Raw genomic sequence first — 25,461 nt, forward strand, 5'->3', positions numbered from 1 at the left:
TGAGGTTTGGTTATGTCGATTACACTGAGCGACAGTGCAGCAGCGCGAGTAAATACCTTTCTGGCTAACCGCGGCAAAGGGTTTGGCCTGCGTCTGGGCGTGAGAACCTCCGGATGTTCAGGTATGGCTTATGTACTGGAATTTGTTGACGAACCGACGCCGGAAGACATCGTGTTTGAAGACAAAGGCGTGAAAGTCGTGGTCGATGGCAAAAGCCTGCAATTTCTGGACGGTACGCAGCTGGACTTCGTAAAAGAAGGCCTGAACGAAGGGTTTAAATTCACCAACCCGAACGTCAAAGATGAGTGTGGTTGCGGCGAAAGCTTCCACGTTTGATGCGCATACCGATAACCCCACCGTGGTCGCCTGCGCGTGGGGTTTGTTTTACCTGATTCGCCGTTATCGCGGCGGATCGCAGCCCTGAGAATGTTATGGATTACTTCACCTTCTTTGGCTTGCCTGCCCGTTATCAACTCGATACCCAGGCGCTGAGCCTGCGTTTTCAGGATCTACAACGTCAGTATCATCCTGATAAATTCGCCAGCGGAAGCCAGGCGGAACAACTCGCCGCCGTACAGCAATCTGCAACCATTAACCAGGCCTGGCAAACGCTGCGTCATCCGTTAATGCGCGCGGAATATTTGCTTTCTTTACACGGTTTTGATCTCGCCAGCGAGCAGCATACTGTGCGCGACACCGCGTTCCTGATGGAACAGTTGGAGCTGCGCGAAGAGCTGGACGAGATCGAACAGGCGAAAGATGAAGCGCGGCTGGAAAGCTTTATCAAACGTGTGAAAAAGATGTTTGATACCCGCCATCAGTTGATGGTTGAACAGTTAGACAACGAGGCGTGGGACGCGGCGGCGGATACCGTGCGTAAGCTGCGTTTTCTCGATAAACTGCGGAGCAGTGCCGAACAACTCGAAGAAAAACTGCTCGATTTTTAATTTCTGGAAGCTAAACATGGCCTTATTACAAATTAGTGAACCTGGTTTGAGTGCTGCGCCGCATCAGCGTCGTCTGGCGGCTGGTATTGACCTGGGCACAACCAACTCGCTGGTGGCGACAGTGCGCAGCGGTCAGGCCGAAACGTTAGCCGACCATGAAGGCCGTCACCTGCTGCCATCTGTTGTTCACTATCAACAGCAAGGGCATTCGGTGGGTTATGACGCGCGTACTAACGCAGCGCTTGACACCGCCAACACCATTAGTTCTGTTAAACGCCTGATGGGGCGCTCGCTGGCTGATATCCAGCAACGCTATCCGCATCTGCCTTATCAATTCCAGGCCAGCGAAAACGGCCTGCCGATGATTGAAACGGCGGCGGGGCTGCTGAACCCGGTGCGCGTTTCTGCGGACATCCTCAAAGCACTGGCGGCGCGGGCAACTGAAGCCCTGGCAGGCGAGCTGGATGGTGTAGTTATCACCGTTCCGGCGTACTTTGACGATGCCCAGCGTCAGGGCACCAAAGACGCGGCGCGTCTGGCGGGGTTGCATGTTCTGCGCTTACTTAACGAACCGACCGCTGCGGCTATCGCCTACGGGCTGGATTCCGGTCAGGAAGGCGTGATCGCTGTTTATGACCTCGGTGGCGGGACGTTTGATATTTCCATTCTGCGCTTAAGTCGCGGCGTGTTTGAAGTGCTGGCAACCGGCGGTGATTCCGCGCTCGGCGGCGATGATTTCGACCATCTGCTGGCGGATTACATTCGCGAGCAGGCGGGCATTCCTGATCGTAGCGATAACCGCGTTCAGCGTGAACTGCTGGATGCCGCCATTGCAGCCAAAATCGCGCTGAGCGATGCGGACTCCGTGACCGTTAACGTTGCGGGCTGGCAGGGCGAAATCAGCCGTGAACAATTCAATGAACTGATCGCGCCACTGGTAAAACGAACCTTACTGGCTTGTCGTCGCGCGCTTAAAGACGCGGGTGTAGAAGCTGACGAAGTGCTGGAAGTGGTGATGGTGGGCGGTTCTACTCGCGTGCCGCTGGTGCGTGAACGGGTAGGCGAATTTTTCGGTCGTCCACCGCTGACTTCCATCGACCCGGATAAAGTCGTCGCTATTGGCGCGGCGATTCAGGCGGATATTCTGGTGGGTAACAAGCCAGACAGCGAAATGCTGCTGCTTGATGTGATCCCACTGTCGCTGGGCCTCGAAACGATGGGCGGCCTGGTGGAGAAAGTGATTCCGCGTAATACCACTATTCCGGTGGCCCGCGCTCAGGATTTCACCACCTTTAAAGATGGTCAGACGGCGATGTCTATCCATGTAATGCAGGGTGAGCGCGAACTGGTGCAGGACTGCCGCTCACTGGCGCGTTTTGCGCTGCGTGGTATTCCGGCGCTACCGGCTGGTGGTGCGCATATTCGCGTGACGTTCCAGGTCGATGCCGACGGTCTTTTGAGCGTGACGGCGATGGAGAAATCCACCGGCGTTGAGGCGTCTATTCAGGTCAAACCGTCTTACGGTCTGACCGATAGCGAAATCGCTTCGATGATCAAAGACTCAATGAGCTATGCCGAGCAGGACGTAAAAGCCCGAATGCTGGCAGAACAAAAAGTAGAAGCGGCGCGTGTGCTGGAAAGTCTGCACGGCGCGCTGGCTGCTGATGCCGCGCTGTTAAGCGCCGCAGAACGTCAGGTCATTGACGATGCTGCCGCTCACCTGAGTGAAGTGGCGCAGGGCGATGACGTTGACGCCATCGAACAAGCGATTAAAAACGTAGACAAACAAACCCAGGATTTCGCCGCTCGCCGCATGGACCAGTCGGTTCGTCGTGCGCTGAAAGGCCATTCCGTGGACGAGGTTTAATATGCCAAAGATTGTTATTTTGCCTCATCAGGATCTCTGTCCTGATGGCGCTGTTCTGGAAGCTAATAGCGGTGAAACCATTCTCGACGCAGCTCTGCGTAACGGTATCGAGATTGAACACGCCTGTGAAAAATCCTGTGCTTGCACCACCTGCCACTGCATCGTTCGTGAAGGTTTTGACTCGCTGCCAGAAAGCTCAGAGCAGGAAGACGACATGCTGGACAAAGCCTGGGGACTGGAGCCCGAAAGCCGTTTAAGCTGCCAGGCACGCGTTACCGACGAAGATTTAGTAGTCGAAATCCCGCGTTACACTATCAACCATGCGCGTGAGCATTAACAGAGGTTAGTATGGGACTTAAGTGGACCGATAGCCGCGAAATTGGCGAAGCACTGTACGATGCGTATCCTGATCTTGATCCGAAAACGGTTCGATTCACCGATATGCATCAGTGGATTTGCGATCTGGAAGATTTCGACGACGACCCGCAGGCATCCAACGAGAAAATCCTCGAAGCGATTTTGTTAGTCTGGCTGGACGAGGCCGAATAATTTCCGCGTCATGCTTCACGCCGCAGATGCGTTGGCTGCGCTCGTTCACCCCAGTCACATAGTTATCTATGCTCCTGGGGCTTCACTCACTTGCCGCCTTTCTGCAACGCGAATCATTTAGCGGAAAAATCCTGGGGCTGCCAACTGGCGGCCCTTTTACAAAGAAGGATAACTAAAATGACAGAAGCGATGAAGATTACCCTCTCTACCCAACCTGCCGACGCGCGCTGGGGAGAAAAAGCAACTTACAGCATTAATAATGACGGCATTACCCTGCATTTGAACGGGGCAGACGATCTGGGGCTGATCCAGCGTGCGGCGCGCAAGATTGACGGTCTGGGCATCAAGCATGTTCAGTTAAGCGGTGAAGGCTGGGATGCGGATCGCTGCTGGGCATTCTGGCAAGGTTACAAAGCCCCGAAAGGCACGCGTAAAGTGGAGTGGCCGGATCTGGACGATGCCCAGCGCCAGGAACTGGATAACCGCCTGATGATCATCGACTGGGTGCGTGACACCATCAACGCACCGGCAGAAGAATTGGGACCATCGCAACTGGCACAGCGTGCTGTTGATCTGATCAGCAACGTCGCGGGCGATCGTGTGACTTATCGGATCACCAAAGGCGAAGATCTGCGTGAGCAAGGTTATATGGGGCTGCACACCGTCGGACGCGGTTCAGAACGTTCTCCGGTATTGCTGGCGCTGGATTACAACCCAACTGGCGATAAAGAAGCGCCAGTGTACGCGTGCCTGGTAGGTAAAGGTATCACTTTTGACTCCGGCGGCTACAGCATCAAACAGACTGCGTTTATGGACTCGATGAAGTCGGACATGGGCGGCGCGGCAACGGTTACCGGGGCGCTGGCATTTGCCATTACGCGCGGACTGAACAAGCGCGTGAAGCTGTTCCTCTGCTGTGCGGATAACCTGATTAGCGGCAATGCGTTCAAGCTGGGCGATATCATCACCTATCGCAACGGTAAAAAAGTTGAAGTGATGAACACTGATGCCGAAGGGCGTCTGGTGCTTGCCGATGGTCTGATTGATGCCAGTGCGCAGAAACCGGAAATGATCATTGATGCGGCGACCCTCACCGGGGCGGCGAAAACTGCGCTGGGTAATGATTATCACGCGCTGTTCAGTTTTGACGATGCGCTTGCCGGTCGTTTGCTGGCGAGTGCCTCACAAGAGAACGAACCATTCTGGCGTCTGCCGCTGGCGGAATTCCACCGCAGCCAGCTGCCGTCTAACTTTGCCGAACTGAACAATACCGGAAGCGCGGCGTATCCGGCAGGCGCGAGCACGGCGGCGGGCTTCCTGTCGCACTTTGTTGAGAACTATCAGCAAGGCTGGCTGCATATCGACTGCTCGGCGACTTACCGTAAAGCGCCGGTTGAACAGTGGTCTGCGGGCGCTACGGGACTTGGTGTGCGCACGATAGCTAATCTGTTAACGGCGTAAACTAATATGCCGGATGCGGCGTAAACGCCTTATCCGGCCTACAAATTCTGCAAATTCAACAAATTGCGAATCCCTTGTAGGCCTGATAAGCGTAGCGCATCAGGCATTTGCGCCCCGAACGTTGAATGAATTGTGGTTCTTATGTCCGAAACAAAAAACGAACTTGAAGACCTGCTGGAAAAAGCAGCAACCGAACCGGCGCACCGCCCGGCCTTTTTCCGTACTCTACTGGAATCCACCGTCTGGGTGCCTGGTACGGCGGCGCAGGGCGAGGCTGTGGTTGAAGATAGTGCGCTTGATTTACAGCACTGGGAAAAAGAAGACGGCACCAGCGTCATTCCTTTTTTCACCTCGTTAGAAGCGCTTCAACAGGCGGTTGAAGACGAACAGGCATTTGTCGTAATGCCCGTTCGCACATTGTTTGAGATGACCCTTGGCGAAACGCTCTTCCTTAATGCCAAACTGCCGACCGGTAAAGAATTTATGCCGCGTGAAATCAGTTTGTTGATTGGTGAAGAGGGAAATCCGCTGAGCAGCCAGGAAATCCTGGAAGGCGGTGAATCGCTGATATTATCGGAAGTCGCAGAGCCGCCAGCACAAATGATTGATTCACTCACCACCTTATTTAAAACCATTAAGCCGGTGAAGCGTGCTTTTATTTGTTCAATTAAAGAGAACGAAGAGGCACAGCCTAATTTACTTATTGGCATTGAAGCCGATGGTGATATCGAAGAAATTATTCAGGCGACGGGAAGTGTAGCGACCGATACATTACCTGGCGATGAACCAATCGATATTTGTCAGGTGAAAAAAGGGGAAAAAGGAATTAGCCACTTTATTACCGAACATATTGTGCCATTCTATGAACGTCGCTGGGGTGGTTTTTTGCGTGACTTTAAACAAAACCGGATAATCTAAAATATGCCGCCCTAAAGGGCGGCATTCGGGCTTACTTGCTGCTCTGAAGGTTGTTAACCACCAGTAAATTGTCGCCGGAGAGACTCCGGTTATTATTTACTTGGGAAAACAGCGCACCAGAAACAATAAGTACGATACAGAAGCACCGTATCTTCATTGTGCGGTCCATGCGAAGACCGCATCACGACAGCACCACTGGCGATATTGCCGCGATAGCAAGCGCTGAGACGCGCTTGCTCTAACGGTCGCGGAACATCCTTTCCTTAAGCCAGCGCCCGCTTGCGAGACGGCGGAAAGGGCCGCAGTGGATAATACACTAACAGAACAATAATAACTCTCTTTTGCTTGACAAAAAGAGAGTTACTGGCGAGTATTGTCTCCGCTGAGACGCGCTTGCATTACTACGGTAATACAACCTGCTGGAAAGGCCGCGAACCAGACCAGCAATAAAAAACCGCCAAATTCGGCGGTTTTTTATTGCCTGTAAAATACTTATTTCACTGGCTCAACCGGTAAATCTGCCCGCGCGCCCCATTCACTCCATGCGCCGTCGTACAGTTTCACGTTTGGCACATCCAGCGTCGCGAGTGCTAACAAAACCACGGCTGCCGTTACACCAGAGCCGCAGCTGACGATAATTGGTTTGTCGTAGCTGACGCCGCGACCAAAAAATATCGCATCCAGTTCATCGGTCGTTTTTAGTTCGCCTTCGCGCACCAGTTCCGTCCACGGAACATTCAGTGCTCCGGGAATATGTCCGCGACGTAAACCTGGGCGAGGTTCATCAACTTCTGCGTTAAAACGTGCAGCCGGGCGGGCATCAATAATTTGCGCCGTATTTTCATGGCTTGCCAATAATACATCGGTTACTTTCACCACGGCTTCAGGATTAAACGCGGCGTTAAACTCTCCTTCCGGCAGCTCTACTGCACCTTCTTCTAACAGCAGATCATCGCGCTGCCAGCCTGCAAGTCCACCCCCCAGAATCGACACTTTCTCTACACCAAAGGTGCGCAGCATCCACCATGCTCGTGGGGCTGAGAAAAGATTACCTTCGTCATAGACAATCAGGTGCTTATCCTGGTTAACGCCTAATTCACGCATCGCCACGGCGAACGTTTCCGGGCGCGGCAGCATGTGCGGAAGCGGGGAAGTGTGATCAGAAAGCGCTTCGATATCAAAAAACACTGCGCCGGGAATATGTCCATTCAGATACTCCTGAGCAACGTTACGATCTTCCTGTCCAGGCGACGCCATGCGGGCATCGATAATCTGAATTTCCGGGTCATCAATATGTTCGGCGAGCCAGTCGGCTCCTACAAACCATGTCGTGGACATAGGCATCTCCATTTTTGCCGGGGTTAGGCTAAATTGTCGGATGTTTAGTGAAAAGCGACAAGCGAAAGAGGCTGATTTGGCTGTCTGAGCCACAATTCTCACTAAAATTCGGATTGTATGGGCGTGATACTGAATTACATAACGTAAATTCTCACGCATAATAATTATTCGACGTTGCTAACGGGCCATTGTGGCAGGGATGAAAAATGAAAAAGTTACGCGTAGCCGCCTGCATGCTAATGCTGGCGCTGGCAGGGTGCGACAACAACGATAACGCGCCAACAGCGGTGAAAAAAGATGCGCCTTCTGAAGTTACTAAAGCGGCCTCTTCAGAAAACGCGAGTTCAGCAAAACTCTCCGTGCCGGAGAGACAAAAACTGGCCCAACAGAGTGCCGGTAAGGTGCTGACATTGCTGGATCTCTCTGAAGTCCAACTTGATGGTGCAGCCACGCTGGTGCTGACGTTCTCCATCCCTCTCGACCCGGATCAGGATTTCTCACGCGTTATTCATGTCGTCGATAAAAAAAGCGGCAAAGTGGATGGTGCCTGGGAGCTGTCAGATAATCTTAAAGAGCTACGTTTACGCCACCTCGAACCGAAACGTGATTTGATCGTTACTATTGGCAAGGAGGTCAAAGCACTCAACAACGCAACCTTCAGTAAAGATTACGAAAAAACTATAACTACCCGCGACATCCAACCCAGCGTCGGTTTTGCCAGCCGTGGTTCGCTGCTGCCTGGCAAAGTCGTTGAAGGGCTGCCGGTAATGGCGCTCAACGTTAATAATGTCGATGTTAACTTCTTCCGCGTTAAGCCAGAATCTCTGCCAGCATTCATTAGCCAATGGGAATACCGCAATTCGCTGGCGAACTGGCAGTCAGACAAACTGCTGCAGATGGCGGATCTGGTCTACACCGGACGGTTTGATCTCAATCCTGCGCGTAACACCCGTGAAAAATTATTGCTGCCGCTGGGCGATATCAAACCGCTTCAGCAGGCGGGCGTGTATCTGGCTGTGATGAATCAGGCTGGACGTTACGATTACAGTAATCCCGCGACGCTGTTTACGTTAAGTGATATCGGCGTTTCAGCTCACCGTTATCACAATCGTCTGGATATCTTTACCCAAAGTCTGGAAAACGGCGCGGCCCAGCAAGGAATTGAAGTCTCTTTATTAAATGAGAAAGGACAGACTCTGACTCAGGCAACCAGTGACGCTCAGGGGCATGTGCAGCTGGAAAATGATAAAAATGCGGCATTACTGCTGGCACGTAAAGACGGTCAGACAACGCTACTCGATTTAAAACTTCCGGCGCTGGACTTAGCAGAATTTAACATTGCTGGCGCGCCAGGCTATAGCAAACAGTTTTTCATGTTTGGCCCACGCGATCTTTATCGCCCAGGTGAAACGGTAATCCTCAATGGTTTACTGCGCGATGCAGACGGTAAAGCATTGCCCGATCAACCCATCAAGTTAGACGTGATTAAACCTGACGGGCAGGTACTCAGGAACGTCGTTAGTCAGCCGGAGAATGGCCTCTACCACTTTACCTGGCCACTCGATAGCAATGCGGCAACCGGTATGTGGCATATTCGCGCCAACACGGGCGATAACCAGTACCGGATGTGGGATTTCCACGTCGAAGATTTTATGCCAGAGCGTATGGCGCTGAATCTGACCGGTGAGAAAACCCCGCTTACGCCGAATGATGAAGTGAAATTCTCCGTGGTGGGATACTACCTGTACGGTGCGCCTGCTAATGGTAATACTTTGCAAGGGCAACTTTTCCTGCGCCCACTGCGTGAGGCTGTGTCAGCCTTACCTGGTTTTGAATTCGGCGATATAGCTGCCGAAAACCTTTCCCGCACGCTGGATGAAGTTCAGTTGACGCTGGATGATAAAGGGCGCGGCGAAGTTTCTACAGAAAGCCAGTGGAAGGAAACGCATTCCCCATTGCAGGTTATTTTCCAGGGCAGTTTGCTGGAATCGGGCGGTCGCCCGGTGACGCGCCGCGCTGAGCAGGCTATCTGGCCTGCCGATGCATTGCCGGGGCTCCGTCCGCAGTTCGCCTTGAAATCGGTTTACGATTATCGCACTGACAGCACGGTGAAACAGCCCATTGTTGATGAAGGCAGTAACGCCGCTTTTGACATCGTTTATAGCGATGCGCAAGGCGTGAAAAAAGCCGTGTCGGGCTTGCAGGTGCGCCTGATTCGCGAACGCCGCGATTACTACTGGAACTGGTCAGAAGATGAAGGCTGGCAGTCACAGTTTGATCAAAAAGATCTGATCGAAAATGAACAAACTCTGGATCTTCAGGCGGATGAAACCGGTAAGGTCAGTTTCCCGGTAGAGTGGGGCGCTTATCGTCTGGAAGTCAAAGCGCCGAATGAAGCGGTCAGTAGCGTGCGTTTTTGGGCTGGCTATAGCTGGCAGGACAACAGCGACGGGAGCGGCGCAGTGCGACCCGACCGTGTCACGCTGAAACTAGATAAAGCCAGTTATCGCCCCGGCGATACCATTAAGTTGCATATTGCCGCGCCAACGGCGGGTAAAGGTTATGCGATGGTCGAGTCCAGTGAAGGGCCGCTGTGGTGGCAAGAGATTGATGTTCCGGCTCAAGGGCTGGATCTGACGATTCCGGTCGATAAAACCTGGAATCGTCATGATCTTTATTTGAGTACGCTGGTGGTGCGTCCTGGCGATAAATCTCGCTCCGCGACGCCAAAACGCGCGGTTGGTGTGTTGCATCTGCCGCTTGGTGATGAAAACCGTCGCCTCGATCTGGCGCTGGAAACACCAGCAAAAATGCGTCCCAATCAACCATTAACCGTGAAAATTAAAGCCAGCACTAAAAATGGCGAGAAGCCTAAACAGGTGAATGTGCTGGTGTCTGCCGTTGATAGTGGTGTGCTGAATATTACTGACTACGTTACGCCAGATCCGTGGCAGGCGTTCTTTGGTCAGAAACGCTATGGCGCAGACATTTACGATATTTACGGTCAGGTTATTGAAGGTCAGGGGCGTCTGGCAGCTCTGCGTTTCGGTGGCGATGGTGATGAGCTGAAACGTGGTGGTAAACCGCCGGTCAATCACGTCAATATTGTCGCGCAGCAGGCGCTGTCGGTAACGCTCAACGAACAGGGCGAAGGCTCGGTTACACTGCCGATTGGCGATTTTAACGGTGAATTGCGCGTCATGGCGCAAGCCTGGACGGCAGATGATTTCGGTAGCAACGAAAGCAAAGTGATAGTTGCCGCACCGGTGATTGCTGAACTGAACATGCCGCGCTTTATGGCGAGTGGCGATACCTCGCGTCTGACGCTGGATATCACTAATCTTACCGATAAACCGCAAAAACTGAACGTTGCCCTGACCGCCAGTGGTTTGCTTGAACTGGTCAGCGATTCACCCGCAGCCGTTGAATTAGCGCCAGGTGTGCGTACTACGCTGTTTATCCCGGTGCGAGCATTGCCGGGTTATGGCGATGGAGAAATTCAGGCCACCATTAGCGGGTTAGCGTTACCGGGTGAAACCGTTGCCGATCAGCATAAGCAGTGGAAAATCGGCGTCCGTCCGGCGTTCCCGGCACAAACGGTTAATTACGGTACGGCGTTACAGCCTGGTGAGACATGGGCGATTCCGGCGGATGGATTGCAAAACTTCTCGCCTGTTACGCTGGAAGGGCAATTGTTGTTGAGCGGCAAACCACCGCTGAACATTGCACGTTATATCAAAGAGTTAAAAGCGTATCCGTACGGCTGTCTTGAGCAAACCGCCAGCGGCCTGTTCCCGTCACTTTATACCAACGCAGCCCAACTGCAGGCGTTGGGCATCAAAGGCGACAGTGATGAGAAACGCCGTGCATCGGTCGATATCGGCATTTCCCGTTTGCTGCAAATGCAACGTGATAACGGCGGCTTTGCGCTGTGGGATAAAAACGGTGACGAAGAGTACTGGCTGACGGCTTACGTGATGGATTTCCTGGTCCGCGCAGGCGAACAGGGTTACAGCGTGCCGACAGACGCCATTAACCGGGGTAATGAGCGTCTGCTGCGCTATTTACAAGATCCGGGCATGATGTCGATCCCGTACGCGGATAATCTCAAAGCCAGTAAATTCGCCGTTCAGTCTTACGCTGCGCTGGTGCTGGCCCGTCAGCAAAAAGCACCACTGGGTGCGCTGCGTGAAATCTGGGAGCATCGTGCAGATGCCGCTTCTGGTTTACCGCTGCTGCAACTTGGCATTGCGCTGAAAACCATGGGTGATGCGACGCGTGGTGAAGAAGCGATTGCGCTGGCGCTGAAAACGCCGAGAAATAGTGATGAGCGGATATGGCTGGGTGATTACGGTAGTCCACTGCGCGACAACGCGTTAATGCTCTCCTTGCTGGAAGAAAATAAACTGCTACCCGATGAGCAGTACACTTTGCTGAACACACTTTCGCAGCAGGCGTTTGGTGAACGCTGGCTATCGACGCAGGAAAGTAACGCGTTGTTCCTGGCTGCCCGTACGATTCAGGATTTACCGGGTAAATGGCAGGCGCAAACCTCTTTCTCAGCTGAGCCGCTGACAGGCGAGAAAGCGCAAAACAGCAATCTGAATAGCGATCAACTTGTCACCTTGCAGGTGAGCAACAGTGGCGATCAGCCGTTATGGTTGCGTATGGATGCCAGCGGTTATCCGCAATCCGCACCTTTACCGGCGAACAATGTGCTGCAAATCGAGCGTCATATTCTTGGTACTGATGGTAAGAGCAAATCGCTGGACTCGTTACGTAGCGGCGATCTGGTGCTGGTGTGGTTGCAGGTAAAAGCCAGTAACAGCGTGCCGGATGCGTTAGTCGTGGATCTGCTGCCTGTGGGTCTGGAACTGGAAAACCAGAATCTGGCGAACGGTAGCGCCAGCCTGGAGCAAAGTGGTGGCGAAGTGCAGAACTTACTGAACCAGATGCAGCAGGCGAGTATTAAGCACATTGAGTTCCGTGACGATCGCTTTGTGGCGGCGGTTGCCGTTGATGAATACCAACCGGTAACGCTGGTGTATCTGGCGCGGGCGGTGACGCCGGGAACGTATCAGGTACCGCAACCGATGGTGGAATCAATGTATGTTCCCCAATGGCGGGCGACCGGCGCGGCTGAAGATCTGCTGATTGTCCGACCGTAAATGCCTCGCTTGTTAACCAAACGCGGCTGCTGGATAACGCTGGCAGCTGCGCCATTTCTCCTTTTTCTTGCAGCGTGGGGAGCAGATAAACTCTGGCCTCTACCGCTGCATGAAGTCAATCCCGCACGAGTGGTCGTGGCGCAGGATGGTACGCCGCTCTGGCGCTTCGCCGATGCTGACGGCATCTGGCGTTATCCGGTAACAATCGAAGATGTTTCTCCACGTTACCTTGAAGCGCTGATCAATTATGAAGATCGCTGGTTCTGGAAGCATCCGGGGGTGAATCCATTCTCGGTGGCGCGCGCAGCATGGCAAGATCTCACTTCGGGACGGGTTATTTCCGGTGGCAGCACGCTCACTATGCAGGTTGCTCGTCTGCTTGATCCTCACCCCAAAACATTTGGCGGCAAAATTCGCCAGCTCTGGCGCGCGTTGCAACTGGAATGGCATCTGTCTAAGCGTGAAATTCTGACCTTGTATCTTAACCGCGCTCCGTTTGGCGGTACGTTGCAGGGGATCGGTGCGGCAAGTTGGGCTTATCTCGGAAAGTCGCCTGCGAATTTAAGCTATTCCGAGGCGGCAATGCTGGCGGTTTTGCCGCAAGCGCCCAGCCGTCTTCGCCCGGATCGTTGGCCGGAGCGTGCCGAAGCCGCGCGTAATAAAGTGCTCGAACGGATGGCTGCGCAAGGTGTGTGGTCCCGTGAGCAGGTAAAAGAGTCAAGGGAAGAACCCATCTGGCTGGCACCCCGACAAATGCCGCAACTGGCACCGCTGTTTTCGCGCATGATGCTCGGTAAAAGCAAAAGCGACAAAATCGTTACTACGCTGGATGCCGGTCTTCAACGACGTCTGGAAGAACTGGCGCAAAACTGGAAAGGGCGGTTGCCACCGCGCAGCTCACTGGCGATGATCGTGGTTGATCATACCGATATGCGTGTTCGCGGCTGGGTGGGATCGGTTGATCTCAACGATGATTCACGCTTTGGTCATGTTGATATGGTCAATGCGATCCGATCGCCAGGATCGGTGCTCAAACCGTTTGTTTATGGTCTGGCGCTGGATGAAGGCTTGATCCACCCGGCATCACTGCTGCAAGACGTCCCCCGGCGCACCGGTGATTATCGACCAGGTAACTTTGATAGCGGTTTTCATGGCCCGATCAGCATGAGCGAGGCGCTGGTGCGCTCGCTGAACTTACCTGCTGTGCAGGTGCTGGAAGCCTATGGACCGAAACGGTTTGCGGCAAAGTTACGCAATGTTGGATTGCCGTTATATTTGCCCAACGGCGCTGCGCCGAATCTTTCACTCATTCTCGGCGGCGCTGGTGCAAAACTGGAAGATATGGCGGCAGCGTATACCGCGTTTGCTCGCCACGGCAAGGCAGGCAAATTGCGCTTACAGCCTGACGATCCGCTGCTTGAACGGCCTTTAATGTCGTCGGGGGCGGCGTGGATCATTCGCCGGATTATGGCTGATGAAGCGCAACCCTTGCCGGATAGTGCCTTGCCGCGCGTCGCCCCACTGGCATGGAAAACGGGCACCAGCTATGGCTATCGTGACGCCTGGGCGATTGGGGTTAACGCTCGCTATGTCATTGGGATCTGGACTGGCAGACCTGACGGCACGCCCGTTGTTGGTCAGTTTGGCTTTGCCAGTGCCGTACCATTGTTGAATCAGGTCAATAATATCTTACTGTCGCGCAGTGCGAATCTGCCGGAAGACCCGCGCCCGAACTCAGTCACTCGTGGCGTTATCTGCTGGCCGGGCGGACAGTCTTTGCCGGAAGGTGACGGTAACTGTCGCCGCCGCCTGGCAACCTGGCTGCTGGATGGCAGCCAGCCGCCAACGCTGTTACTGTCAGAGCAGGAAGGGATTAATGGCATTCGCTTCCCCATCTGGCTGGATGACAAAGGGCAGCGCGTCGCCGCTGACTGCCCGCAGGCGAAGCAAGAAATGGTAAATGTCTGGCCGCTACCGCTGGAACCCTGGCTGCCCGCATCAGAACGTCGCGCTGTGCGCTTACCACCGGCCTCGACAATTTGCCCGCCATACGGTCACGATGCCCAGCTCCCTCTGCAGCTGACAGGCGTTCGCGATGGCGCGATTATTAAACGTTTACCGGGCGCAGCGGAAGCGACTTTGCCGTTGCAATCAAGTGGAGGGGCAGGTGAACGCTGGTGGTTTCTGAATGGCGAACCGTTAACTGAACGCGGGCGCAACGTGACCCTGCATTTGACGGATAAAGGTGATTATCAATTGCTGGTGATGGATGACGTGGGGCAAATCGCGACAGTGAAATTTGTCATGCAATAGTCTGTTTTGTCCCTGATTGTTGCTAAAACTCATTTTATTTTAAAAAAATGTTACCTTCATCAATAGTCAACGGCCCTGTTGCTCATTATAATCCGCGCCATCTCGTACGCTGGTACAGACAACAACAGAACAATTTACAGAGGTAAAAATGGCTATTGAACGTACTTTTTCCATCATCAAACCGAACGCGGTAGCAAAAAACGTCATTGGTAATATCTTTGCGCGCTTTGAAGCTGCAGGGTTCAAAATTGTCGGCACCAAAATGCTGCACCTGACCGTTGAACAGGCTCGTGGCTTTTATGCTGAACACGATGGAAAACCGTTCTTTGATGGTCTGGTTGAATTCATGACCTCTGGCCCGATCGTGGTTTCCGTGCTGGAAGGTGAAAACGCCGTTCAGCGTCACCGCGATCTGCTGGGCGCGACCAATCCGGCAAACGCACTGGCCGGTACTCTGCGCGCTGATTACGCTGACAGCCTGACCGAAAACGGTACCCACGGTTCTGATTCCGTCGAATCTGCCGCTCGCGAAATCGCTTATTTCTTCGGCGAAGGCGAAGTGTGCCCGCGCACCCGTTAATAATTTCGTAAATGCCGCGTGCAAACGTGGCATCCGTGCGCCAGAATTTGTACAATGCAGCGCCCCCGGACGAGCAGCCGCTCACCGGGGCGTTTCTTTTTTCAACCCTCCAGGGGCCATAACGTGTAATAACGAGGCCGGAATAGCATATGTCTGAACAATTAGTCACACCTGAAAACGTCACCACGAAAGATGGAAAAATCAACCTGCTGGATCTCAACCGTCAGCAGATGCGGGAGTTTTTTAAAGATTTAGGTGAAAAACCCTTCCGCGCCGATCAGGTGATGAAGTGGATGTATCACTATTGCTGCGACAACTTTGATGAGATGACCGACATCAACAAAGTGTTGCGCGGCAAACTGAAAGAGGTGGCGGAGATCCGCGCACCGGAAGTGGTTGAAGAACAGCGTTCATCCGACGGCACCATTAAATGGGCGATCGCCGTTGGCGATCAGCGCGTCGAAACGGTGTATATCCCGGAAGACGACCGTGCCACGCTCTGCGTCTCTTCGCAGGTGGGGTGTGCGCTGGAGTGTAAATTCTGTTCCACCGCCCAGCAGGGCTTTAACCGCAACCTGCGGGTGTCGGAAATTATCGGCCAGGTGTGGCGGGCGGCGAAAATCGTCGGCGCAGCAAAAGTCACCGGTCAGCGGCCAATCACTAACGTAGTGATGATGGGCATGGGCGAGCCGCTGCTCAACCTGAACAACGTCGTTCCGGCGATGGAAATCATGCTTGATGATTTCGGTTTTGGCCTGTCTAAACGTCGCGTCACGCTTTCTACTTCCGGTGTAGTTCCGGCGCTGGATAAACTGGGCGATATGATCGACGTTGCACTGGCAATTTCCCTGCACGCGCCGAACGACGAAATTCGTGACGAAATTGTGCCGATCAACAAAAAGTACAATATCGAAACGTTCCTTGCTGCGGTGCGCCGTTATCTGGAGAAATCCAACGCCAATCAGGGCCGAGTCACTATTGAATACGTGATGCTTGACCACGTTAACGACGGCACTGAACACGCGCACCAACTGGCGGAACTGCTGAAAGATACGCCGTGTAAGATCAACCTGATCCCGTGGAACCCGTTCCCGGGTGCGCCGTATGGACGCAGCTCGAACAGCCGTATCGACCGTTTCTCAAAAGTGCTGATGAGCTACGGTTTCACCACTATTGTGCGTAAAACTCGTGGTGATGATATTGATGCTGCCTGTGGTCAGTTGGCGGGCGATGTTATCGACCGTACGAAACGTACCCTGCGTAAACGGATGCAGGGTGAAGCCATCGACATTAAAGCGGTCTGATAGCCATTACGCCACGGTTACTTTATGTACCGTGGCGTAATGTTTTATGAATGAAGTATTAAGTTGCAATTGTCTGGTCAATATTAACGGTGCGTTTTTGCTGACTTTAAGGCAGTATGTAACGATGCAACAGTAAGTTAGCCTTAGTGAATGTGGGCTTTGTCACGAGCACACAGACGGTCTTATACTGTATGATAACGGTTAACTTAACGGATGTTTCGCGGTGTGGGTGAGCATGATGGTTCACCGGCATCTCAATTCTCATTTAAACGTACCTGCAGCGAATGAATACTGAAGCCACGCACGACCAAAATGAAGCACTTACTACCGGCGCTCGCCTGCGTAATGCTCGCGAACAACTAGGACTTAGTCAGCAGGCCGTTGCCGAGCGACTTTGCCTGAAGGTTTCCACGGTACGCGACATTGAAGAAGATAAGGCACCCGCCGATCTTGCTTCAACATTCCTGCGCGGATATATCCGCTCTTATGCGCGTCTGGTACATATTCCAGAAGAAGAACTGCTGCCAGGGCTGGAAAAGCAGGCTCCACTACGGGCTGCAAAAGTTGCGCCAATGCAGAGTTTTTCCCTCGGTAAACGCCGCAAAAAACGTGATGGCTGGCTGATGACCTTCACCTGGCTGGTGTTGTTTGTGGTTATCGGCCTGAGCGGTGCCTGGTGGTGGCAAGACCACAAAGCTCAGCAGGAAGAGATCACCACTATGGCCGATCAATCTTCGGCAGAACTGAGCAGTAATAGCGAGCAGGGGCAGAGTGTCCCGTTAAATACGTCGACAACTACAGACCCGGCTACAACGTCCACGCCGCCAGCGTCTGTGGATACTACCGCAACCAACACGCAAACACCTGCCGTAACTGCGCCAGCACCAGCTGTTGATCCGCAACAGAATGCGGTTGTTTCGCCTTCGCAGGCAAATGTTGATACCGCCGCGACCCCGGTACCAACGGCAGCAACAACGCCAGATGGTGCTGCGCCGTTGCCAACCGATCAGGCTGGCGTGACCACGCCGGCGGCTGATCCGAATGCGCTGGTGATGAACTTTACTGCCGATTGCTGGCTGGAGGTCACTGATGCTACCGGTAAAAAATTGTTTAGCGGGATGCAGCGTAAAGACGGTAATTTGAATTTAACCGGCCAGGCACCGTATAAACTGAAAATTGGTGCGCCAGCCGCAGTACAGATCCAGTATCAAGGGAAACCTGTCGATCTGAGTCGTTTTATCAGAACTAACCAGGTTGCGCGTCTGACCCTCAATGCCGAACAATCACCGGCGCAGTAACAGACGGGTAACGCGGGAGATTTTTCATGCATAACCAGGCTCCAATTCAACGTAGAAAATCAACACGTATTTACGTTGGGAATGTGCCGATTGGCGATGGTGCTCCCATCGCCGTACAGTCCATGACCAATACGCGTACGACAGATGTCGAAGCAACGGTCAATCAAATCAAGGCGCTGGAACGCGTTGGCGCTGATATCGTCCGTGTCTCCGTACCGACGATGGACGCGGCAGAAGCGTTCAAACTCATCAAACAGCGGGTTAACGTGCCGCTGGTGGCTGACATCCACTTCGACTATCGCATTGCGCTGAAAGTAGCGGAATACGGCGTCGATTGTCTGCGTATTAACCCTGGCAATATCGGTAATGAAGAGCGTATTCGCATGGTGGTTGACTGTGCGCGCGATAAAAACATTCCGATCCGTATTGGCGTTAACGCCGGATCGCTGGAAAAAGATCTGCAAGAAAAGTATGGCGAACCGACGCCGCAGGCGTTGCTGGAATCCGCCATGCGTCATGTTGATCATCTCGATCGCCTGAACTTCGATCAGTTCAAAGTCAGCGTGAAAGCGTCTGACGTCTTCCTCGCTGTTGAGTCTTATCGTTTGCTGGCAAAACAGATCGATCAGCCGCTGCATCTGGGGATCACCGAAGCCGGTGGTGCACGCAGCGGGGCAGTAAAATCCGCCATTGGTTTAGGTCTGCTGCTGTCGGAAGGCATCGGCGACACGCTGCGCGTATCGCTGGCGGCCGATCCGGTCGAAGAGATCAAAGTCGGTTTCGATATTTTGAAATCGCTGCGTATCCGTTCGCGAGGGATTAACTTCATCGCCTGCCCGACCTGTTCGCGTCAGGAATTTGATGTTATCGGTACGGTTAACGCGCTGGAGCAACGCCTGGAAGATATCATCACTCCGATGGACGTTTCGATTATCGGCTGCGTGGTGAATGGCCCAGGTGAGGCGCTGGTTTCTACACTCGGCGTCACCGGCGGCAACAAGAAAAGCGGCCTCTATGAAGATGGCGTGCGCAAAGACCGTCTGGACAACAACGATATGATCGACCAGCTGGAAGCACGCATTCGTGCGAAAGCCAGTCAGCTGGACGAAGCGCGTCGAATTGACGTTCAGCAGGTTGAAAAATAATAACGTGATGGGAAGCGCCTCGCTTCCCGTGTATGATTGAACCCGCATGGCTCCCGAAACATTGAGGGAAGCGTTGAGGGTTCATTTTTATATTCAGAAAGAGAATAAACGTGGCAAAAAACATTCAAGCCATTCGCGGCATGAACGATTACCTGCCTGGCGAAACGGCCATCTGGCAGCGCATTGAAGGCACACTGAAAAACGTGCTCGGCAGCTACGGTTACAGTGAAATCCGCTTGCCGATTGTAGAGCAGACCCCGCTATTCAAACGTGCGATTGGTGAAGTCACCGACGTGGTTGAAAAAGAGATGTACACCTTTGAGGATCGCAATGGCGACAGCCTGACTCTGCGCCCTGAAGGGACGGCGGGCTGTGTACGCGCCGGCATCGAGCATGGTCTTCTGTACAATCAGGAACAGCGTCTGTGGTATATCGGGCCGATGTTCCGTCACGAGCGTCCGCAGAAAGGGCGTTATCGTCAGTTCCATCAGTTGGGCTGCGAAGTTTTCGGTCTGCAAGGTCCGGATATCGACGCTGAACTGATTATGCTCACTGCCCGCTGGTGGCGTGCGCTGGGTATCTTCGAACACGTAACTCTTGAGCTGAACTCTATTGGTTCGCTGGAAGCACGCGCCAATTACCGCGATGCGCTGGTGGCATTCCTTGAGCAGCATAAAGAAAAGCTGGACGAAGACTGCAAACGCCGCATGTACACTAACCCGCTGCGCGTGCTGGATTCAAAAAATCCGGAAGTGCAGGCGCTTCTCAACGACGCTCCGGCATTAGGTGATTATCTGGACGAGGAATCTCGTGAGCATTTTGCCGGTCTGTGCAAACTGCTTGAGAGCGCGGGGATCGCTTACACCGTAAACCAGCGTCTGGTGCGTGGTCTGGATTACTATAACCGTACCGTTTTCGAGTGGGTGACTAACAGCCTCGGCTCCCAGGGCACCGTGTGTGCAGGCGGTCGTTATGACGGTCTGGTGGAACAACTGGGCGGTCGTGCAACACCGGCAGTCGGTTTTGCGATGGGCCTCGAACGTCTTGTATTGTTAGTACAGGCCGTTAATCCGGAATTTAAAGCCGATCCTGTTGTCGATATATACCTGGTGGCTTCAGGTGCTGATACACAATCTGCGGCTATGGCATTAGCTGAGCGTCTGCGTGATGAATTACCGGGCGTGAAATTGATGACCAACCACGGCGGCGGCAACTTTAAGAAACAGTTTGCCCGTGCTGATAAATGGGGTGCCCGCGTTGCTGTGGTGCTGGGTGAGTCTGAAGTGGCTAACGGCACAGCAGTAGTGAAGGATTTGCGCTCTGGTGAGCAAACGGCAGTTGCGCAGGATAGCGTAGCCGCGCATTTGCGCACGTTACTGGGTTAAGGAAGGAGAAGGACAGCGTGGAAATTTACGAGAACGAAAACGACCAGGTAGAAGCGGTTAAACGCTTTTTTGCTGAAAATGGCAAAGCACTGGCTGTTGGGGTGATTTTGGGCGTTGGCGCACTGATTGGCTGGCGCTACTGGAACAGCCATCAGGTTGATTCTGCACGCTCCGCTTCTCTTGCCTATCAAAATGCGGTTACCGCAGTGAGCGAAGGCAAACCGGATAGCATCCCGGCGGCGGAAAAATTTGCTGCTGAAAATAAAAATACTTATGGTGCGCTGGCTTCTTTGGAACTTGCGCAGCAATTTGTTGACAAAAATGAACTAGAGAAAGCTGCCGCCCAGTTACAACAGGGGCTGGCAGACACGAGTGATGAAAATCTCAAAGCCGTGATAAATCTGCGTCTTGCTCGCGTTCAGGTACAGCTCAAGCAGGCTGATGCCGCGCTGAAAACCCTTGATACCATCAAAGGTGAAGGGTGGGCTGCCATTGTTGCCGACCTGCGTGGTAAAGCATTGTTGAGCAAAGGTGATAAGCAAGGTGCGCGTAGTGCATGGGAAGCAGGCGTGAAAAGCGATGTTACTCCGGCACTGAGCGAAATGATGCAGATGAAAATTAATAATTTGTCCATCTGAGAGGGACCCGATGCAATTGCGTAAATTACTGCTGCCAGGACTGCTTTCCGTTACCCTTTTAAGCGGCTGTTCGCTGTTTAACAGCGAAGAAGATGTGGTAAAGATGTCCCCATTGCCAACCGTTGAAAACCAGTTTACGCCGACCACGGCGTGGAGCACTTCCGTTGGTAGCGGCATTGGCAACTTCTATTCCAATCTTCATCCGGCACTGGCGGACAACGTTGTCTATGCAGCGGACCGCGCTGGTTTGGTAAAAGCGCTGAATGCGGATGATGGCAAAGAAATCTGGTCTGTCAGCCTGGCCGAGAAAGATGGCTGGTTCTCTAAAGAGCCTGCATTACTTTCTGGCGGTGTGACCGTGTCTGGTGGGCATGTCTACATTGGCAGCGAAAAGGCGCAGGTTTACGCGCTGAATACCAGCGATGGTACTGTGGCATGGCAAACTAAAGTCGCGGGTGAAGCACTTTCTCGCCCGGTGGTCAGCGACGGTCTGGTGTTAATCCACACTAGTAACGGTCAGTTACAAGCGCTGAACGAAGCTGACGGCGCTGTCAAATGGACAGTTAACCTCGATATGCCTTCGCTCTCTTTGCGTGGCGAGTCTGCGCCGGCAACGGCTTTTGGTGCGGCCGTCGTGGGGGGCGATAATGGTCGCGTCAGCGCAGTGCTGATGGAACAGGGCCAGATGATTTGGCAGCAGCGTATTTCCCAGGCGACCGGTTCTACCGAAATTGACCGTCTGAGCGATGTTGACACGACTCCCGTCGTTGTTAACGGCGTTGTTTTCGCTCTGGCCTATAATGGTAACCTGACGGCGCTTGATCTGCGCAGTGGTCAGATTATGTGGAAACGCGAACTGGGTTCGGTGAATGATTTCATCGTCGACGGCAATCGCATCTATCTGGTCGATCAAAATGACCGGGTGATGGCGTTGACCATTGATGGCGGCGTTACGCTGTGGACACAAAGCGATCTGCTGCATCGCCTGCTGACTTCGCCGGTGCTGTATAATGGCAACCTGGTGGTAGGTGACAGTGAAGGTTATCTGCACTGGATTAACGTCGAAGATGGTCGTTTCGTTGCCCAGCAAAAAGTTGATAGTTCCGGTTTCCAGACTGAACCGGTTGCCGCTGACGGCAAACTGCTGATCCAGGCAAAAGACGGAACCGTGTACTCTATTACACGTTAATCGTCTCTGTCGTTCACTTTGAAAACGGCTCCTGGACAGGGGCCGTTTTCCTGTTTTTAACAACGACGCGAATATAGCGTGCGTTGTCTGATGATTTATAAAAATGAGGCTTTAAACATGGTACCTGTGGTCGCGCTTGTCGGGCGCCCTAACGTAGGAAAATCCACGTTATTTAACCGTCTAACTCGCACCCGAGATGCGCTGGTTGCGGATTTCCCGGGTCTGACTCGTGACCGTAAGTACGGTCGTGCGGAAATTGAAGGCCGTGAGTTTATCTGTATTGATACCGGCGGGATTGATGGCACAGAAGACGGTGTAGAAACCCGCATGGCGGAACAGTCGCTGCTGGCGATTGAAGAAGCGGACGTCGTACTGTTTATGGTGGATGCGCGCGCGGGCTTGATGCCGGCAGATGAAGCGATTGCCAAACATCTGCGCTCTCGTGAAAAACCGACCTTCCTGGTGGCAAACAAAACTGACGGTCTGGATCCCGATCAGGCAGTGGTTGATTTCTACTCGCTTGGTTTAGGTGAAATCTACCCGATCGCCGCATCTCACGGTCGTGGCGTATTAAGTCTGCTGGAGCGTGTGCTGCTGCCGTGGATGGAAGATCTCGCACCGCAAGAGGAAGTCGACGAAGACGCTGAATACTGGGCGCAATTTGAAGCGGAAGAGAACGGCGAAGAAGAAGAGGAAGACGACTTCGACCCGCAAAGTCTGCCGATCAAACTGGCGATTGTGGGTCGTCCGAACGTAGGTAAGTCTACACTCACTAACCGTATTCTTGGTGAAGAGCGCGTTGTTGTTTATGACATGCCTGGCACGACGCGTGACAGTATCTACATTCCAATGGAACGCGATGGACGTGAGTATGTGCTCATTGACACCGCTGGCGTACGTAAACGCGGCAAAATCACCGATGCTGTAGAGAAATTCTCCGTAATCAAAACGTTGCAGGCCATTGAAGATACCAACGTGGTGATGTTAGTGATTGATGCGCGCGAAGGTATTTCCGATCAGGATCTCTCGCTGCTGGGCTTTATTCTCAATAGTGGGCGCTCACTTGTCATTGTGGTGAATAAGTGGGATGGCCTGAGCCAGGAAGTGAAAGAGCAGGTGAAAGAAACGCTGGACTTCCGTCTGGGCTTTATCGATTTTGCTCGTGTGCACTTTATCTCTGCCTTGCACGGCAGTGGTGTTGGTAACTTGTTTGAATCAGTACGTGAAGCGTATGACAGCTCCACCCGTCGTGTGGGGACCTCTATGCTGACGCGCATCATGACGATGGCTGTTGAAGATCACCAACCGCCGCTGGTACGCGGTCGTCGTGTGAAGCTGAAATATGCCCACGCTGGTGGTTATAACCCGCCGATTGTGGTGATTCACGGTAATCAGGTGAAAGACCTGCCTGATTCCTACAAGCGCTACTTGATGAACTACTTCCGCAAATCGCTGGACGTAATGGGATCGCCGATTCGTATTCAGTTCAAAGAAGGGGAAAACCCGTATGCGAACAAGCGTAACACCCTGACGCCAACCCAGATGCGTAAACGTAAGCGTCTGATGAAGCACATCAAGAAAAATAAATAATTATCCGTAAGTATTTTATCTGCCATTCCCTCTATGAATGTAGAGGGATGGCTACCGGAGGAATTCATATGGAACTGCATTGTCCACAATGTCAGCATGTGCTTGATCAGGATAACGGCCATGCGCGTTGCCCATCCTGCGGGGAAATTATTGAAATGAAAGCTCTTTGTCCAGACTGCCATCAACCGTTGCAGGTGTTAAAAGCCTGCGGTGCAGTAGATTACTTCTGTCAGCACGGGCATGGCTTGATATCGAAAAAACGCGTTGAATTCGTGCTGGCTTAATGCACCTTTTTACGCGATTTTTTTACTGGCTGGATGTTTTTAACTTCACTTTCTATCCAGCCGTCTTCCAGACGTGTGGTTAGCATTTCACCCGCTTTAACTTGCTTCACTTTTTTCAGTACATTGCCGTCAGTAGCAGTAGTAACGCTGTATCCACGCGCCAGCGTTGACAGTGGGCTTACGGCTTCGAGGTGCGTTACTGCATTACCGAAACGTTCACGCGTGGCGCTAAGCTGTACGCGCAGGGTTTCTGCTAAACGATATTCCAGTTGCTGAATGCGCGTTTGCGCGCGATGAATCTTCGGCTGTGGATTTTGCTGATTCAGCCGCTGTGTTAACCGCTGCTGCTGTTGCCCGGTACGCTTAAGTTGATTTTCCAGCGCAAAGCTCATCCGCTTTTGCAGGCGCTCAAGCATGGTTTGCTGGCGTGCCAGCCGGAGCTGCGGATGCTGTTGCTGTAATCGGTGATGGATCTGCGTAAAGCGACGCGTGCGGTTGGCGAGATAATAATCCATCGCCATCTCCAGCCGTTGACGGGTCGATTGCACCTGGCGCAGTAACTCTTGCTGATTACGGCTCACTACTTCAGCGGCGGCAGACGGCGTTGGCGCACGCAGATCGGCAACAAAATCGGCAATGGTCACATCCGTCTCATGCCCGACGGCGCTGACGACCGGAATGCGGCTGGCAAAAATCGCCCGCGCTACGCGTTCGTCGTTAAAACTCCATAAATCTTCCAGCGAACCGCCGCCGCGCCCAACGATCAACACGTCGCACTCATTGCGCTGATTCGCCAGTTCAATGGCGCGAACAATTTGCCCCGGTGCGTCATCGCCCTGAACGGCGGTGGGGTAGATGATCACCGGTAGAGAAGGATCGCGACGTTTTAACACATGCAAAATATCATGTAGCGCAGCACCGGTTTTTGAGGTGATCACACCAACGCAATGCGCAGGGGAGGGAAGTGGTTTTTTGTATTGCTGATCGAACAAACCTTCAGCCTGCAACTTCGCTTTGAGCTGTTCGTACTTCTGTTGCAGCAGCCCTTCACCGGCCGGCTGCATACTCTCAACGATTATCTGGTAGTCACCGCGCGGCTCGTAGAGCGTAATATTGGCGCGAACTAAAACTTGTTGTCCATGCTGTGGACGGAAGGTCACCCGGCGGTTGCTGTTGCGGAACATCGCGCAGCGTACCTGGGCGGTGTCGTCTTTGAGTGTAAAGTACCAGTGACCGGAAGCCGGTTGTGTGAAATTAGAGATTTCGCCGCTGATCCAAACCTGTCCCATCTCATGCTCAAGCAGCAGACGAACCGTTTGATTCAGGCGACTAACGGTAAAAATTGCAGGGGATTGAGAAGGTAACATGTGAGCGAGATCAAATTCTAAATCAGCAGGTTATTCAGTCGATAGTAACCCGCCCTTCGGGGATAGCAAGCATTTTTTGCAAAAAGGGGTAGATGCAATCGGTTACGCTCTGTATAATGC

Annotated in this window: 22 protein-coding genes; 19 read left to right on the forward strand and 3 right to left on the reverse strand. The window is 53.1% G+C overall.

Translation table 11 applies throughout. The features are described from left to right. Nucleotides 1-12 precede the first annotated feature (12 nt). The 8 genes from iscA (at nt 13) to sseB (ending at nt 5,742) form a co-directional block, all read left to right on the forward strand. Nucleotides 13-336 (forward strand): iron-sulfur cluster assembly protein IscA, encoded by a 324-nt coding sequence (gene iscA, locus C1P89_RS01030; RefSeq protein WP_000028953.1) that lies wholly within the window; start codon nt 13-15, stop codon nt 334-336. Continuing rightward, nucleotides 302-424 carry a hypothetical protein gene (locus tag C1P89_RS26225; RefSeq protein ID WP_000117579.1) on the forward strand — a complete coding sequence of 41 codons (123 nt, stop codon included), beginning with the start codon at nt 302-304 and terminating at the stop codon, nt 422-424. Before iscA ends, C1P89_RS26225 begins: the two co-directional genes overlap by 35 nt. A 7-nt stretch (nt 425-431) precedes the next feature. Then, nucleotides 432-947: a co-chaperone HscB gene (gene hscB / locus C1P89_RS01035; RefSeq protein ID WP_000384389.1), complete on the forward strand. Its 516-nt coding sequence runs from the start codon at nt 432-434 to the stop codon at nt 945-947. A gap of 16 nt (nt 948-963) precedes the next feature. Further along, nucleotides 964-2,814: a Fe-S protein assembly chaperone HscA gene (gene hscA, locus C1P89_RS01040; protein ID WP_001196613.1), complete on the forward strand. Its 1,851-nt coding sequence runs from the start codon at nt 964-966 to the stop codon at nt 2,812-2,814. 1 nt (nt 2,815) lies between these two features. Beyond that, the gene (gene fdx, locus C1P89_RS01045; protein ID WP_001124469.1) at nt 2,816-3,151 is read left to right on the forward strand and encodes an ISC system 2Fe-2S type ferredoxin; all 336 of its coding nucleotides are present in this window, start codon (nt 2,816-2,818) and stop codon (nt 3,149-3,151) included. 11 nt (nt 3,152-3,162) lie between these two features. After that, nucleotides 3,163-3,363: a Fe-S cluster assembly protein IscX gene (gene iscX, locus C1P89_RS01050; RefSeq protein ID WP_000523616.1), complete on the forward strand. Its 201-nt coding sequence runs from the start codon at nt 3,163-3,165 to the stop codon at nt 3,361-3,363. A gap of 177 nt (nt 3,364-3,540) precedes the next feature. Beyond that, nucleotides 3,541-4,824 (forward strand): aminopeptidase PepB, encoded by a 1,284-nt coding sequence (gene pepB / locus C1P89_RS01055; protein WP_000133582.1) that lies wholly within the window; start codon nt 3,541-3,543, stop codon nt 4,822-4,824. A 141-nt stretch (nt 4,825-4,965) separates the two neighbouring features. Then, nucleotides 4,966-5,742, forward strand: coding sequence for an enhanced serine sensitivity protein SseB (sseB, locus tag C1P89_RS01060; protein WP_001299505.1), 777 nt, complete (start codon nt 4,966-4,968; stop codon nt 5,740-5,742). A 31-nt stretch (nt 5,743-5,773) separates the two neighbouring features. On the opposite strand, the gene timP is transcribed toward sseB, so the two are convergent. Continuing rightward, nucleotides 5,774-5,899: a small toxic inner membrane protein TimP gene (gene timP / locus C1P89_RS25720; protein WP_001385884.1), complete on the reverse strand. Its 126-nt coding sequence runs from the start codon at nt 5,897-5,899 to the stop codon at nt 5,774-5,776. A 335-nt stretch (nt 5,900-6,234) separates the two neighbouring features. Continuing rightward, on the reverse strand, nt 6,235-7,080 hold the full coding sequence (gene sseA, locus C1P89_RS01065; protein ID WP_000108626.1) for a 3-mercaptopyruvate sulfurtransferase: 846 nt from the start codon (nt 7,078-7,080) through the stop codon (nt 6,235-6,237). A gap of 206 nt (nt 7,081-7,286) precedes the next feature. Here sseA and yfhM point away from each other — a divergent pair, with 206 nt between their 5' ends. The 11 genes from yfhM (at nt 7,287) to C1P89_RS01120 (ending at nt 23,974) form a co-directional block, all read left to right on the forward strand. Beyond that, a complete protein-coding gene (gene yfhM / locus C1P89_RS01070) occupies nt 7,287-12,248 on the forward strand; it encodes an alpha2-macroglobulin (protein ID WP_000736276.1) in 4,962 nt (1,653 codons plus the stop codon). Further along, nucleotides 12,249-14,561, forward strand: coding sequence for a peptidoglycan glycosyltransferase PbpC (gene pbpC, locus C1P89_RS01075; RefSeq protein WP_001137664.1), 2,313 nt, complete (start codon nt 12,249-12,251; stop codon nt 14,559-14,561). It abuts the gene before it with no gap. Nucleotides 14,562-14,709: 148 nt separating this feature from the next. Beyond that, entirely contained in the window at nt 14,710-15,141 is a 432-nt protein-coding gene (gene ndk, locus C1P89_RS01080; RefSeq protein ID WP_000963837.1) for a nucleoside-diphosphate kinase, read from the forward strand. A 149-nt stretch (nt 15,142-15,290) separates the two neighbouring features. Further along, nucleotides 15,291-16,445, forward strand: a complete 1,155-nt coding sequence (locus tag C1P89_RS01085; RefSeq protein ID WP_000003317.1) for a bifunctional tRNA (adenosine(37)-C2)-methyltransferase TrmG/ribosomal RNA large subunit methyltransferase RlmN — start codon at nt 15,291-15,293, stop codon at nt 16,443-16,445. Between the two features lie 284 nt (nt 16,446-16,729). Continuing rightward, nucleotides 16,730-17,743 carry a cytoskeleton protein RodZ gene (gene rodZ, locus C1P89_RS01090; protein WP_001090857.1) on the forward strand — a complete coding sequence of 338 codons (1,014 nt, stop codon included), beginning with the start codon at nt 16,730-16,732 and terminating at the stop codon, nt 17,741-17,743. Nucleotides 17,744-17,769: 26 nt separating this feature from the next. Beyond that, on the forward strand, nt 17,770-18,888 hold the full coding sequence (ispG, locus tag C1P89_RS01095) for a flavodoxin-dependent (E)-4-hydroxy-3-methylbut-2-enyl-diphosphate synthase (RefSeq protein WP_000551818.1): 1,119 nt from the start codon (nt 17,770-17,772) through the stop codon (nt 18,886-18,888). 110 nt (nt 18,889-18,998) lie between these two features. Continuing rightward, on the forward strand, nt 18,999-20,273 hold the full coding sequence (gene hisS, locus C1P89_RS01100) for a histidine--tRNA ligase (protein WP_001107150.1): 1,275 nt from the start codon (nt 18,999-19,001) through the stop codon (nt 20,271-20,273). A 17-nt stretch (nt 20,274-20,290) separates the two neighbouring features. Continuing rightward, complete coding sequence (gene yfgM / locus C1P89_RS01105; protein WP_000409207.1) at nt 20,291-20,911, forward strand: ancillary SecYEG translocon subunit YfgM; 621 nt, start codon at nt 20,291-20,293, stop codon at nt 20,909-20,911. A 10-nt stretch (nt 20,912-20,921) separates the two neighbouring features. Beyond that, a complete protein-coding gene (gene bamB, locus C1P89_RS01110; RefSeq protein ID WP_001177048.1) occupies nt 20,922-22,100 on the forward strand; it encodes an outer membrane protein assembly factor BamB in 1,179 nt (392 codons plus the stop codon). A 117-nt stretch (nt 22,101-22,217) separates the two neighbouring features. Continuing rightward, nucleotides 22,218-23,690, forward strand: a complete 1,473-nt coding sequence (der, locus tag C1P89_RS01115; protein WP_005136520.1) for a ribosome biogenesis GTPase Der — start codon at nt 22,218-22,220, stop codon at nt 23,688-23,690. Nucleotides 23,691-23,758: 68 nt separating this feature from the next. Further along, a complete protein-coding gene (locus tag C1P89_RS01120; protein WP_001297332.1) occupies nt 23,759-23,974 on the forward strand; it encodes a zinc ribbon domain-containing protein in 216 nt (71 codons plus the stop codon). Here the strand turns inward: C1P89_RS01120 and xseA are convergent. Then, nucleotides 23,971-25,341, reverse strand: a complete 1,371-nt coding sequence (xseA, locus tag C1P89_RS01125) for an exodeoxyribonuclease VII large subunit (protein ID WP_000937933.1) — start codon at nt 25,339-25,341, stop codon at nt 23,971-23,973. The genes C1P89_RS01120 and xseA overlap by 4 nt on opposite strands. Nucleotides 25,342-25,461: the final 120 nt, after the last annotated feature.

Source organism: Shigella sonnei (genome assembly GCF_002950395.1).
Classification (GTDB): Bacteria; Pseudomonadota; Gammaproteobacteria; order Enterobacterales; family Enterobacteriaceae; genus ECMA0423.